We start from the raw sequence: 13573 nt of genomic DNA on the forward strand, positions 1-13573 counted from the left end.
TCCACGCCGTGCATGGAATATATATGAGTTTTTTTTCCCAGAAACTGCGCTTGAACGCGGCCCCTGTGCAAGCCGTACGTGCCAGGCCAGGCAAAGCCAAACAGGGCATGCCTGGCCTGAGCGCCTTCCTGCTCATTCTTGGAGGATTGGCGACGGCGCTCGTGCTTGGCATGGTCATCGCGCTTGGGGAGATACAGCTGACCGTCGTACTGACCGGGGCGCTGATCTTCGTACCTATCCTGCTTCTTGTGAGCACGAAGAAATTGATGCCCATCCTTTTCTTCGCTGTGTTTTTCATCGCAGGGACTGTGCAGTTTTTTTTCGAGATGCGTTTGGCGACATGGATGGCCAGCGGGCTGAGCGCCCTGTTTTTTGCCCGCGCCATTCTCGAGAAGAGCCTGTCGAACCGCTTGGCGAACGATCGTCTGGCCGCACACTCCCAAGGCGCGACGCGCGTCATTGTCGCCGTGTGGATATATTTGGCATTTTATGCCTTCAGTATTTTCCTCGGTCACGCCACCACTGGACAGTTGATTTCCACCCTGCGTTTCTGCTTGCCAATGTTTGGCGTGCTGTTTGCCATGTACTGGTTCGAATGGTCCGACAAACGCTTGCTGTTCTTGTGGTCGATGGTGGTTGTAATTACATTTATGCAGCTTCCGCTGGTCGTATATCAGCACTTCTTCATGATAAGCAGCCTGGGCTGGGATAGCGTAGTCGGTTCCTTTGGCGAGAATATGAGTCCGATACTGGTTCTATTTACGGTCGCCGCCATGCTGTATATGCTGGCGCGCTGGGTACGTGGTATCAGCCCCCTGTGGCAGGTGGTTTTCGTATTTGTGATTGGCCTGGCGATCATCCTGCTGGGAGAGGTCAAGGCGGTTTTCCTGTGGTTGCCTTTGGGTGTCTTCTGGGTATTGCGGCGCAGGGTCATGAAAAACGTCATGGCGTTCATTGTTTTTGCGGCGCTGATGTCGGTGATCAGTTCGGGCATCTTCATGACCTATCACGCCTTGTATTGGGGCGAGGGCACCAAGACTGAAACGACCGAAGACAAGGTGAATACCTTGGGCGCCTATGTGGTCGACCCCAATAATATCAATTACGTCACCGGTGAAGTCAGCCGTGGTGCAACACTGGCGTTTTGGTACAACGATCCCGCACTGACCATTCAAGAGCGCCTGATTGGCTCTGGACCTGGCGCCAGCGCGGTCAGCTCGACCGTTGGCCGCGGCGTAGTCGCGGCCCGTTACCGCCTCCTGCAGATTGGCTCCACCGGTATGGCGACGCTGCTGTGGGACGTCGGGATACTTGGAACTTTGGCATACTTAGCCATTTTTGTGCTCGGCATTCGCCTGGGCATTCGTTATGTGGCGCGTAGCAGCGAGAGCCCAGAGCGCCTGGCAATGGCGGACACGAGTACCATCATGTTGATGCTATTCATGAGTACGCTGGTGTATAACCGCACCTTGATAGACGAACCTCCAATACAATTGCTGTGCTATTTCTGCCTGGGTTGCATCGTGCAGTTTGTCCGTTTTGAGCAGCCTGCGAACGCCGTGGAAAAGCCCGCCGATACGCCGCCTGATATAGACAAGTATTTACGCGGAGTAGTTACTTAGATGAGTACAGCAAACACGGCGTTTGGCAAACTGGTAAAAAATAGCTCGATGATGTTTTTTCTGAATGTGGTAGGCGCAGGGGTGAGTGTGCTTACCATACCGGTGATGCTGGCTATTGCGGGCGTGGAGGCGTATGGCCATCTGGTGCTGGTGCAGTCGATTGCCTTGACGGTATTTACCATCTGTGGCTTCCAGTATTGGCAAGGCATGCTGATAGCATTGCCGGGCCACAAGATCGAGGCCGGAACCCTGCGCAGCGCTGTCATCAAAAGCGCGCGCTATGAACTGCTGGCGATGGTGGTTGTGGTGCTGGTGGCCTGCGGCTTGGCCATCTCGACATTGCCGCAAGTTGCGGATTTTTCCGGATTCAATTTGTTGTTGCTGTCCCTGGCTGCAGTCTTTCCCGTGATCGGCACGCACAATGCCTATTTCAGACTGGTCAATCAATACAATGTGCTGATGTATGCCGGTTTTCTGACCAATCTGTTCAAGCTGATTGTGCTGTTTGCCGTGTCGCACTATCACCCCACCTTATCGAGCATGATCCTGGCGTATACGGTGCCGGAAGTGTTTCGTTGCCTGATCCTGTTCTTCCTGATTTTCCGCAGCAACTGCGGGATCGAAGGAGCACTGCCGGCGGCTGAGATGCATCAGGGGCGCCTGATGGAAGCGGGCAAGTGGAGTACCTTGCAGGCAATCTGCGATCTGCCTGTGGTGCAACTGGATCGTATCATCATTGGTTTCGCCTTACCCGGGGCCAGCCTCGGAGTATTCAGTATTCTAAAGCGCATCTATTCCCTGGTGAATTTGGCCACAGCGCCGTTCTATTCCACTTCGATTCCTGAGTTTGCCGAACTCGTTAATGCTGGCGATTTGAGGGGGGCATTTAGCTTGTGGATCAAGACGATGAAGATGTTGTTTGGCGTGACATCCGTGGCCGGCATCCTGTGTTATGTGAGTCAATTCTTCTGGATGCCGAGACTTTTCCCCGTGCTGCAAGATTATTTGCCGGAATTTAGCGTCGTTCTTTTGACCGCAGTCATCGCAGGTACTTTCGTGACCACGCATTCGTTTTACTGGGCGCTCGGGAAAATGCGGCAAACGACGATCATTTCTGTGGCGACAAATGCATTGTATTTGCTGGAATTGTGGCTGCTGACCGTGTATTTTGGATTGTTTGGCGCTGTATTTGCCTTCCTTGTCCATGTCATATTCGTTGCCGCTGTCATAATCGTCTTGCTGCGAAAAATTGCCTTGAGAAATAAATGATCCCCAAAATTATTCATTACTGCTGGTTTGGCCGTGGCGAAATGAGTACCTTGCATCGCCGCTGTATCGAATCCTGGAAGAAATATTGTCCAGAATATGAGTTGAAATTATGGAATGAGGATAATGCCGATATCGACAATGATTATTGTCGGGAGGCGATTATTCAAAAGAAGTGGGCTTTCGTTGCCGACTGGGTGCGTTTCGATGTGCTGTTCAAGCAGGGTGGCATCTACCTTGATACGGACCTGGAGTTGATCGCGTCGCTCGATTCGCTGCTGGGTTTGAATGGTTGCCTGATGGCCCGCGAAACGTTCAAGGAGGTGGGCCAGGGCTACGGTACGGGATTTTTGGCCTGCGAAGCAGGCAATCGCGTGATGGCGACGGCCCGCATCCTGATTTTGCACGAGCTGATTGCACAGCGCCTATTCGCTACTTCGCCCGTGGTGCTGAAGAAAGCGGTGGAACTCGATCTCGGCGGGAGCAGCACGCAACTTGAACCGGTTACCTTTTACCCTTTCAATCCGTACGATCGTAGCAACCCGCGTAATGCCATGCAACTGATGTATAGCGACATCACGCCGCAGACTATTGGCATTCATCATTATGGACTGAATGTGTCGTGGGTCGATAGCCGCATCAAGCGGCTGATCTTCAAGATAGTTAAGCGGATGGCCCTGCAGCGTCGTTGGGATATTTCCTTTACACCGTTCGGGCACGTCACACGTATCGCCGATGTTGGATGATGCTCCTGGCAATGTTAACGTTTTTGGCAGCGCTTGTATCATGCAGTACGGTGCCAGTTACGGGAAAGACGTCGTGTGCGAAAAACGTGGCGGGGCCTGAGGAGGAATCCGCTACGGCTGGTGAATAATTACCCTGATCTAGACTGGTAGAAGCCTGGCAGTTGATAGGCAAGAGCTATTCCATCTTCTTGAAGCTGGACTTCCCATGCAAACAATTCTGTCGAATACGTCAATCTGGCTGAATGTCCTGCGCGGCATTGGCTGCTCAGACCGTTGTTGTTGGGCATGCTAATGAGCGGCTTCTGACTATGTAGTAACAAGCAATTTACTCGCTGCCTATGGTTTTTTATACTTATTGCATCTTCCATTGATTCTATTTAGCATGAGTCTTGATCAGGAATTAGTTGCGCCGCAGCTTGTTCGAATCGAGGCGGTACTTCATTGCATGCTGTATTTATTGGCGGTTAATGCTGCTTCAATTCTGTTGTGGGCGGTAAGCGAACGACATGCGGCGGCTATGAGGAGTTTTGTTTTTGCGAGGCTGATCAATCGACGACTGGCCTGATGGGGAATAGTCGATAAGTTAAAAATCAATATGGTCGGAGGAAAATGTTACCCATTATAGTTTTCATTTCTCGCGTAAGTATATTTCGGAAATTTTACGCGTGCGTAAAGCCCTTGTTCTGGAAGGTTAAATTTCCTACATTGGATGTGGTTGCTGATTTCGAGAACATTCTCTTTATCGCCCACCCTGATGATGATGTGATTTTCTTTTATAATTATATTAAGGAATATAAGCCGTTTGTGGTATGCCTGACCAATGGCGACAATTTGGCGCGCCGCACTGAGTTTATTTTTGCAATGAGAGCATTGGGAGTAAAGGGTGTCATTCATGATTTTAAAGATGTTGTTAATGAACCCTTGCCGGAATCCGAACTGGAATATGTACTCTCTCACTATTTGTCGTTGAAGACCTGGCGTGCCGTTGCTACGCATAATGCCGAAGGTGAATATGGGCATAGCCACCACATGCAAATTTCCCACTGCGTCAGAAAATTAGTTGATTTCTCATCATCAGTACTGTTGATGCCGCCTGTCTTGAAAGACCTGGAAGCACCAAAATTTCTCGCTAAAAATATCAATGCGAAAATAAATTTTTTGGAAGAGTTTTATGCGACTCAAGCCCATGGAATATTATATTCTGGGCCTGTTTATCGCCGTTGGGTGGATTTCGAGGGCATCGTGCGACAATGGCCTGCTTGTGATATTAAACAAGATGTGCAAGTTTGACAACGCTGATGAAGAATCACAGCGGGAAATGCCATGATGATGGCGCTGTAGATTAATTAATTGGCCGCCATTCGCCGTGTGCCTCAGTCTAAGACGATTGAATATTCTCACAACTTGCCTTCGGCCACGTAAAAATATATTCAACATCAGATATGTTGCGTGAAGGCAAGGTCTTGTTTTTTTTGATATTCAAAGATATTGCGATTGATTGTCTGGAATTGTTCCATGGTTTATGGGAGTGGTATGGCGCTGCGTTTTTTTGCTGTAGCTGATGGCGATTAATATATGTCAACTCTTTGGGTGCGGCAGTCGTATACAACAGCTCTTGAATTTTTTGCATTTGAAAAAATGATAAATTTCCTGAAGGCATCTGTATTCTATTTTGCCAATAGATTGAAATTAAATCATTGTTTCAGTAGGGCTATTCAGGTTTGCAGTAATGAAAAGTTGATGAATTGTGAGAAATATTTCAAATATGAATATTATTTTCAAGTTCATTAATTTGTTTGAAATATTATGTTTTTTGTAGCTAGAGTGATTGTATTTATATATTGTAATTGGTGTACTTGGAGAAGATTTTTTTTGAATTTATTCTTGGTTTTATGGCTGTTTGTTGACTTCTGGTAACGCAATTTCTTTATATCAGGTGTATAGTTGTGAAAAGGAAGTATGAGGAGTGATATTCAAGTGCTGTGCATAAAGATGATGCACTGTACTTTTTTATACGGCAGCCTGGCAATCTCGATGAGGTTGCAGTGTCGCTCCCGCTTATGTCCGATTATTCTAGTGCTGGAGCCAATAATGATTTACAAGAAGTCTTTTTTTTCCGTCGGCCTTGCGTTGACAATGAGCGTGTTTTCCGGGCCGGGCAGGGCGGACTGGGCAGAAACGACAGATTTATCCGTCGTGCGACCAGCGCCTGTGGATCGCCAGATACAAGCGCAGAACCCGCCAGCCTTTGCGTGGTCGCGCTATCCCGGCGCATCCAAGCCGCCCTCTTACACGCTGGAAGTGCAAAAGAATGGCGCGACGGTCGCAATGTTTACGTCGACCAGTAACGTTTACTTGCCTTCAAAGGCTTTTGCTGCCGGTCAGTACACTTGGCGAGTGCGGCCCAGCACCAAGGCTGACTGGTCGACACCGCGCAGCTTTACGATCGACAGTTCGTCGCAGTTGTTTGAAGTGCCAGAGGCTGGAACGATCAAGGCCAGGATTCTGGCGCATGCGCGCCCGCGCCAGCAGGCCAGCACTTTTCTGCCCAGGTCCAAATGGACGCAAGCCATGATTACAGCGCGTGGCCCGGCCCTGAATCGGCTGAGCTCCTATGTGAGTAGCCAGATTGTTGGCCAGCAATACGCGCTGGCAGCGCCCTCGGATGCAAAATGGCCGTTGACCTCGACCATGCCGTCGGCGACGCGGTCTTTATATATTACCCAGATTTCACAGTCTGTGGGCGATGTCGCCAATCAGACTCTTGGTGCGGCGGTGCTGTATCGCATCACGGGCGAGTCGAAGTATCTGCAGGAAGCACTGACCCGCGGCGACCAACTGGCGGCGTTGAGTCCCGCTGGCATGACAAGCTATGTCAATCACGATATCGGATCGAGCACCATTACAATGGCACTGGCGAAGACGGCGGATTTGCTCTTCGCCGAATTGGCGAAGGATGGCGCACGCAAAGCCCGCTGGATGGCGTCGATCAATGCGCGCTTTGGAGCGCTGTACGCCGATCTTTCCAGCGACGATGGTCGCCTCGACTATCAGCCCTATGATTCCCACGGTACGGAGGCACGCGGTTTTCTGGCCCTGGTCTCGGCCCTGACGATAGGTGATATCCCTGCTGCTGAGAAATGGTTCGATTTCTCCTTCCGTCCCTATGTTAATTCCATCAGTGTCTGGAGCGGCCCGGAAGGCGGCTTTTCCAATGGCACTGCTTACGGCATGTACAGCGCGGATAATATGTTGCAAATGTGGCAGCCGATGGCCGAAATCACAGGCGTGAATATTTTCGATAAACCGTGGGCTGCCGGCTTTTCACGCTACCTGATGCAGTTCCTGCCGCCAGGAGCGCCCGGCCATGTATTTGGCGATGCGCACGAGGAGGATATGTATAACTTTGTGCTGAAAGGTTTTTCATCGCGCATCAAGTCGGCCAATGCCGCATGGTATGCCAAGAATATCCCCGGCGAGGAAGATGATTTGATGTTGTTGCAAGCGCCATACCCGCTGCCGGTCCAGACGGTGGCCGAAGCGCCGCTTCCTCCGCCAAATGCCGCCTTGTACCCGAGTATCGGCTGGGTCGCCATGCACAGCAATTTGTCCGACCTCAAACGCACCTCGGTGTATTTCAAGTCCAGTCCTTACGGTTCCTATAATCATAGCCACGGAGACCAGAATTCGCTTGTGATCGATAGCGGTGGACGCCGTTTGTTGATTGAATCGGGTTACCAAGACTATTTCTATTCGCCGCTGGGTATGTCATGGTATCGCCAGACCAAGGCTAAAAACGCCATCACCTTCAATAACGGCGTTGGGCAAATCATCGATCAAAATACGCAGAATCTGGCCATGAATGGCAAGATCACGGCGTTTTCCACTACGCCAGCACTGGACTATGCCGCCGGCGACGCGACGCCTGCCTATGGCGGCGCACTGAGTTCGGCCGTGCGCAAGGTATGGTATCTGCGCGGACAGGATGCGGTGGTCGTGGTCGACAAGCTGAGCGCGCCGACGGCGCTGTCGTTTGAATGGAATCTGCATGCGGGTGGGCCGATTCTCAAGGAGAAAGCGACCGCTGTGAAGATTAGCAAAGTCGATCGCACGCTGTGTATCAGTTCCCTGGGCACTGAAAAAAATGGCTATCAAGTTCGCACAGGACCACCGCCAAAGCAGGGCACGACAGAAGACCATGGGGCATTCGTCAAGACGGTGAAGGCGAAGTCTGCAGAATTTATCGTGTTGCTTGACGTGGGATGCAAGCGTCCGAAGACGACGCTCACGTCGACCCAGACGGGCAGGGTTCTGAAGGTGGGAGCGCAGACGATCACGATACCGAACTAAAGAAGTGACGTTCACACAGGCACTGTCATGCAGTGCCTGGCTTGAAAAGCCTGCGGCGTGCCGCAGGCTTTTTTTCAATCTGATAACAGAAACCGCTCGATTTCTTCCCCCGGGCTGCTGCTACGTTCCAGGTGCTGGTTGGCCTGGCGGATCTGGTTGCCGAGCGTGTTCCGGAAATCTGCGTCTTGCAAGGCACGCAGCAGCGCGCTGCGCATGGCGCCGGCGTCGCTGTGAGGGACGAACCCTCCGTAATCGCGGCCCAGATAGGCTTCGATCGCCTCATGGCGTGTCGCAATCAGCGGTTTGCCGTTGCGTAGCACGCGCAGAAGCACGCTTTGGCCGCAGGCCTCCCCTTGACTCTTCAAGGGCATGGCAACGACCCGACTGCGCGCCAGCAGTGCTTCAAATTTCTGTTCAGCAATATCCCGGTGTACCATGGCATGGGGGTGATCCGCAGCATCAATCTGATTGTGCGCGGAGGCGACGATGCAGAGTGGAACATCGATATCGCGCGTCGCCCTCAATAGCAGTTCATAGTCGCGATTGGAAAAACCGCCGCTGAAAATAAAGCCATCATCGCCAATGGTTGCCGCATCAGCCTGGCCATCGAGCGCCTGGCGCCACAGATGGAAATGTACGGCTGCCACATCCATGCCGACGTTGTCGACCAGATTGCGAGCTTCGCCTTGCGAGAAGGCGATAAACCCCATGCCAGGGAAGCGCAGCCATCGCCAGGCCCGATTGACAATACGGCGCGCCCGCTGCCCATGGATGAAGCAAGCCATTACCAGCAACTTCTTGGGCCGAGGCAATATGCCGAGACGTATCATGGCAAGTATCGGCAGCGATTGCCAGCCGATCACCAGAACGCGGTCGTTGGCCGTCCAGGCGCCGCGCGCTCGCAGCAAGGCTGGGGAGAACATCGACTTCAGAATGCTTTTCTTGCTGTGTATCCCTGCATCGGCGTTTGCTGGCCCGACGCTGATCACTTGCGCACCGCGCTGATGCAAGTGATCGACCACATCGCGATAGCTGCCAGTTTGCGACAACAAAATATGCATCATCGACGCCTCGCCAAAAAGATGCAATTATCGCATTAATTGCCGCCAGAATGACATATGCACGCAAAAAGATGTTCGCAAGCTAATTTTTCACCAATTGGTGGTATATCATGCAATTTTTATCTGTCGTGGCTAGCCGTATTCGGCCTTCATTTGCATTTTCCGGCTATTTTTCTGATCGACTATGTTTCTAAAAATTCTGCAGTTCGTGCCCGAAACCTTGCCCACTTTCCGCGCCGATGTCAGCGTGTTATTTGGCAAATATCTGCCCCGCCACCAAGTGCTGTGTGATGTGGTCGGCAAGGCGTCTCTCGACGCCCCCGACCTGCAAGGCTTCCGCTCGGTGCGTCGGCCAGCTTACCAGCGTAGCCGGGTGCGCCGTGAGCTGGCATATTTGTGGTTGAGCCTGAACACCTTGCTGGAAGCGAAACCGGGCGAGTGTGACGCCATCCAGGTGCGCGACATGGTGCCGCTGGGCTGGCTGGCCATGCTGATCGCCCGACGCAAGGGTATTCCCTTCTATTACTGGGTGTCGTATCTGATGAGCGAAGGGCGCATTGAGCGGGCACAGGAACAATTGCGGCGCGGCGCAGGGCTGCGCAGCCGGCTGGTGCTATGGAAGGGGCAGCTGGAACAGGCCTTGTTGTACAAGGTAGTCTTGCCACGCGCGCAACACGTTTTCGTGCAAAGTGACGCCATGCTGGCGGTGCTGCAGGCGAAGGGTATTCCAGCAGAGCGCATGACAGCGGTGCCGATGGGCGTCGATATGGAGCTGCTCGGCAAGTCCCAGCCTGAGCCGCGCCGGCCGGAAGGCTGGGGGGATGTGCCGCTGATTGCCTATCTCGGTACGCTGGACAAGTCGCGCCAGCTGGAACGGGTGATCGACGCGCTGGCGATCGTGCGCGCAACGTCGCCGACGGCTTGCCTGCTGTTGATAGGCAATTCGCCGACGCCACATGATGAAGTCATGCTGCTCGAGTATGTGCGCCAAGCAGGACTGGCGGAGGCCGTGCGCATCACGGGCTGGCTGCCATCGGCGCAGGCGTGGCAATTGCTGGTTGCCGCCGATGCGGCCGTGTCATATATTCCCCGCGGGCCGCTGTACGACGTCAGTTCTCCCACCAAGCTGCTCGAGTACCTGGCGCTGGGCATGCCGGCCGTGGGCAATGACACGCCTGATCAGGTACATGTACTGCAAAGTAGCGGTGCCGGCTGGCTCACCGCCAGCGACCCCGCTGCGCTGGCACAGGCACTGAACGAAATCCTTGTTGATCCGGCTGGCGCGCGCGAACGCGCTGCCACGGGGCCGGCATTTATCGAAGCGCAGCGCAGCTACCGCGAGCTGGCCGCCATGCTGGCCAAGCGCTACCGTACCTTGTTGCCCGCGCCTCCCCAGCGACGCTAGCGCAGCTGGGGGCGTTTGCTGTGTCACGGGCGCCGAACAGACATTAAACAACAATAAATATATTTTAGAAAAATGTCGTGTTTTTGCCAACCTTGTTGCTAAGAAATAAACTATACTCAAGGGTATGACTACTATCATGTTGCTTGGTCCTTCCTTGGGCGCTATCAGTGGGGTGAGCACTCACTTGAATCAGCTGCTGCAGTCGGCGTTACCCGGTGAGTTTCGCTTCGTGCTTTTTCAGGTCGGCAGCGAAGGCAGGGCGGAATCGCTACCGGGCAAAGTGTGGCGCCTGTTATTTAGTCCTGTGCTGTTTTTCATCGCGTTGTTGCGTGAGCGTCCAGCGATCGTGCATTTGAATACTTCGATGGAACCCAAGAGCTACTGGCGCGATGTCGTGTATCTGACAATTGCCAAGCTGATGCGTAAAAGGGTAATTTATCAGGTGCATGGTGGCGCCTTGCCGCAAGAGTTTTTCGGTGGCCGGCATCTGTTGACGGGCTTGCTGCGGCGCGTCCTGCGCCTGCCCGATGCGGTGGTGCTGCTGGCGCAGTGCGAATTGCGCGGCTATCGCAGCTTCGATGCAACCTTGGCGCTGGAGGTGATTCCGAACGCCATCGATGCGGGTCTGGACGCGGGCGCCAAGCCGCTTGCGCCGCAGCGCCCGTTGTCGCTGGTGTACGTGGGCCGCCTGGTGGACAGCAAGGGACTGTTTGAACTGATCGAGGCGATGCGGTTGGTGCGCGCTGCCGGCGTGACGGCGAGCCTGTCGCTGGTTGGCAGCGGTCCGGACGAGGCGGCCCTGCGCGAGCGGGTGGCGGCCTTGGGCCTGCAGCAGGAGGTCACGTTCCCGGGGCAGAAGTTTGGCGCGGAAAAAGATGCGGCTTGGCGCAATGCCGACCTGTTCGCCTTTCCCACGTATCACGAGGGCTTGCCGTATGCCTTGCTTGAAAGCATGGCGGCGCGTACGCCGGCGCTGCTTTGCCCCGTGGGCGCGATTCCCGACGTGGTGCAGGATGGCATACATGGCGTGTTCGTGCCGCCGCGCAATGTGCAGGCGCTGGCTGACGCCATCGTGCGCCTCGACGGCGACCGCGCCTTGTTGCCGCGCATGGGACAGGCGTGTCGCGAGCGCATCGAGAGCCACTATACGGTCGAGCGGCTGGCGCAGGATTTCCGCCGTGTCTACCGCGCCTTGCTGGCGCCGCCAGCGCTCTAGTCGGCCCCCTATTTTTTTTAAGAGAGCCATTATGTGCGGTATAGCCGGTTTGATTTTCCCTTCGTCCGTCGCCGGCCTGCCGGCTGCACTGGACGCCATGGGGTGCGCCATCGCGCACCGTGGCCCCGATGACACGGGCGTGCTGCAGGCGGGCACCGCCGACGGCGCCTGGCAGGTGGGCTTGCTGCACCGCCGCTTGTCCATCATCGATATCGCCACGGGCCACCAGCCGCTGGGCAACGCGGCGGGCGATGTGCAAATCATCTTCAATGGCGAAATCTACAATTTCCAGCCCCTGCGCGACGAACTGATCGCGCTGGGCCACCATTTTCGCACGGCATCAGACACGGAAACCATCGTGCATGCTTACGTGCAATGGGGCGAGGAGTGCGTGCAGCATTTTCGGGGCATGTTCGCGTTTGCCATCTGGGATGCGCGCAAGAATTGCCTGTTCATGGCGCGCGACCCGTTCGGCAAGAAACCCCTGTTCCTATGGCAACACGAAGGCAAACTGGCTTTCGGCTCGGAAATCAAGGCGCTGCTGGCCTTGCCCGATGTGACGCCGCAACCCGACCAGGCTGCCATCTGGGATTATTTCGCTTACCGCTACGTGCCAGGCCCGGCCACGCTGTTCCAGGGCATCCGCAAGCTGGCGCCCGGTTCCACGGCCACGTGGGAAAACGGCGTGCTGCGCGAGCGCGTGTATTACACGCCGCCCGACAGCCGGCCCCGCGCGGTGGCGCCGCTGCCGGCCGATCCCGTCGCTACCTTCCTCGACAAGCTCGATGAATCGGTGCGCATCCGCATGATTTCCGACGTGCCTTTCGGCGCTTTCTTGTCCGGTGGCATCGACTCGTCGGCCGTGGTGGCGCTGATGTCGCGCCATGCGGGCGTGCCCGTGAAAACCTTTTCCGTCGGCTTCAAGGAGGGCGGCTTCAGCGAGTTGGGGTATGCGGCCGATATCGCCCGTCAATTTTCCACGCAACACCATGAGCTGGAAGTGTCCGTCGACCAGGTCATCGCCTTGCTGCCCGACCTCGTGCGTTTCCGTGACGCCCCCGTGGCCGAGCCGTCCGACATTCCCATCTACCTGCTGGCGAAGGAATCGCGCAAGACGGTTAAGATGGTCTTGACGGGCGAAGGCTCCGATGAAATCCTCGGCGGCTACCCAAAACACGTGTACGAGCGCTATGCGGGCAACTACCAGATGCTGCCGGGCCTGCTGCGCCGCGGCTTGATCGAGCCGGCCATCGGCGCCTTGCCCTACCGTTTCCGTCGCGCCAAGACGGCCATCGTCAACCTGGGCCTGGAAGCGTTCGATGAGCGCATGCCGCGCTGGTTCGGCATGATGTCCGACCAGGAACGCGCGCGCCTGGTGGCCATGCAGCCGCCGGTGCGCCAGCGCGACCCCTCGCTGGGCTGCGGCAGTGCCGGCAACAGTGCCTTGCGCCGCATCCTGTGCTTCGATCAACTGAGCTGGCTGCCCGACAATCTGCTGGAACGGGGCGACCGCATGACCATGGCTGCCTCGCTGGAAGCGCGCATGCCCTTCATGGACCACGAGCTGGCCGCGTATGTGTCGAGCCTGCCGGACGAGTACCGTGTGCGCGGCCGTACCACCAAGTGGATCTTGCGCGAAGCCATGAAGCAGTTGCTGCCGCAAGCCATCCTGGAACGGCCGAAAGTGGGCTTCCGCGTGCCCGTCAACGAATGGTTCCGCGGCCCCATGAAGGATTACCTGTACGAGCACTTGACGGGCGCCGAGTCGCGCACGCGCCACTATTACCATGCGCAAGCCCTGCAGCAGGTGCTGGCCGAGCACGTGGCCGGGCGGCAAAACCACGAGAAGCTGCTGTGGAGCTTGCTCACCCTGGAAATCTGGCATCGCCAGTATCTGTGAGATGCCC

9 protein-coding genes are annotated in these 13573 nt (G+C 55.2%); 8 read left to right on the forward strand and 1 reads right to left on the reverse strand.

Annotated elements, in window-relative coordinates:
- Nucleotides 1-23 precede the first annotated feature (23 nt).
- From ACQ4WL_RS21340 to ACQ4WL_RS21360, 5 genes are all read left to right on the forward strand, one after another.
- Nucleotides 24-1622, forward strand: coding sequence for a hypothetical protein (locus tag ACQ4WL_RS21340; RefSeq protein WP_436511539.1), 1599 nt, complete (start codon nucleotides 24-26; stop codon nucleotides 1620-1622).
- The gene (locus tag ACQ4WL_RS21345) at nucleotides 1623-2891 is read left to right on the forward strand and encodes a lipopolysaccharide biosynthesis protein (RefSeq protein WP_436511540.1); all 1269 of its coding nucleotides are present in this window, start codon (nucleotides 1623-1625) and stop codon (nucleotides 2889-2891) included.
- On the forward strand, nucleotides 2888-3634 hold the full coding sequence (locus tag ACQ4WL_RS21350) for a glycosyltransferase family 32 protein (protein WP_436511541.1): 747 nt from the start codon (nucleotides 2888-2890) through the stop codon (nucleotides 3632-3634). The genes ACQ4WL_RS21345 and ACQ4WL_RS21350 overlap by 4 nt, the downstream gene beginning before the upstream one ends.
- A gap of 678 nt (nucleotides 3635-4312) precedes the next feature.
- A complete protein-coding gene (locus ACQ4WL_RS21355) occupies nucleotides 4313-4924 on the forward strand; it encodes a PIG-L family deacetylase (protein WP_436511542.1) in 612 nt (203 codons plus the stop codon).
- A gap of 801 nt (nucleotides 4925-5725) precedes the next feature.
- Nucleotides 5726-7984, forward strand: coding sequence for a DUF4962 domain-containing protein (locus ACQ4WL_RS21360; protein ID WP_436511543.1), 2259 nt, complete (start codon nucleotides 5726-5728; stop codon nucleotides 7982-7984).
- A 74-nt stretch (nucleotides 7985-8058) separates the two neighbouring features.
- Here ACQ4WL_RS21360 and ACQ4WL_RS21365 read toward each other — a convergent pair whose 3' ends face one another.
- Complete coding sequence (locus tag ACQ4WL_RS21365; protein ID WP_436511544.1) at nucleotides 8059-9048, reverse strand: glycosyltransferase; 990 nt, start codon at nucleotides 9046-9048, stop codon at nucleotides 8059-8061.
- A gap of 181 nt (nucleotides 9049-9229) precedes the next feature.
- On the opposite strand from ACQ4WL_RS21365, the gene ACQ4WL_RS21370 reads away from it, so the two are divergent.
- From ACQ4WL_RS21370 to asnB, 3 genes are all read left to right on the forward strand, one after another.
- On the forward strand, nucleotides 9230-10450 hold the full coding sequence (locus ACQ4WL_RS21370) for a glycosyltransferase (protein WP_436511545.1): 1221 nt from the start codon (nucleotides 9230-9232) through the stop codon (nucleotides 10448-10450).
- A gap of 364 nt (nucleotides 10451-10814) precedes the next feature.
- Nucleotides 10815-11666: a glycosyltransferase family 4 protein gene (locus ACQ4WL_RS21375; protein ID WP_436511546.1), complete on the forward strand. Its 852-nt coding sequence runs from the start codon at nucleotides 10815-10817 to the stop codon at nucleotides 11664-11666.
- A 31-nt stretch (nucleotides 11667-11697) separates the two neighbouring features.
- Nucleotides 11698-13566, forward strand: a complete 1869-nt coding sequence (asnB, locus tag ACQ4WL_RS21380; RefSeq protein WP_436511547.1) for an asparagine synthase (glutamine-hydrolyzing) — start codon at nucleotides 11698-11700, stop codon at nucleotides 13564-13566.
- Nucleotides 13567-13573: the final 7 nt, after the last annotated feature.

This window comes from Janthinobacterium kochi, assembly GCF_051380715.1.
Taxonomy (GTDB): Bacteria; Pseudomonadota; Gammaproteobacteria; order Burkholderiales; family Burkholderiaceae_D; genus Janthinobacterium.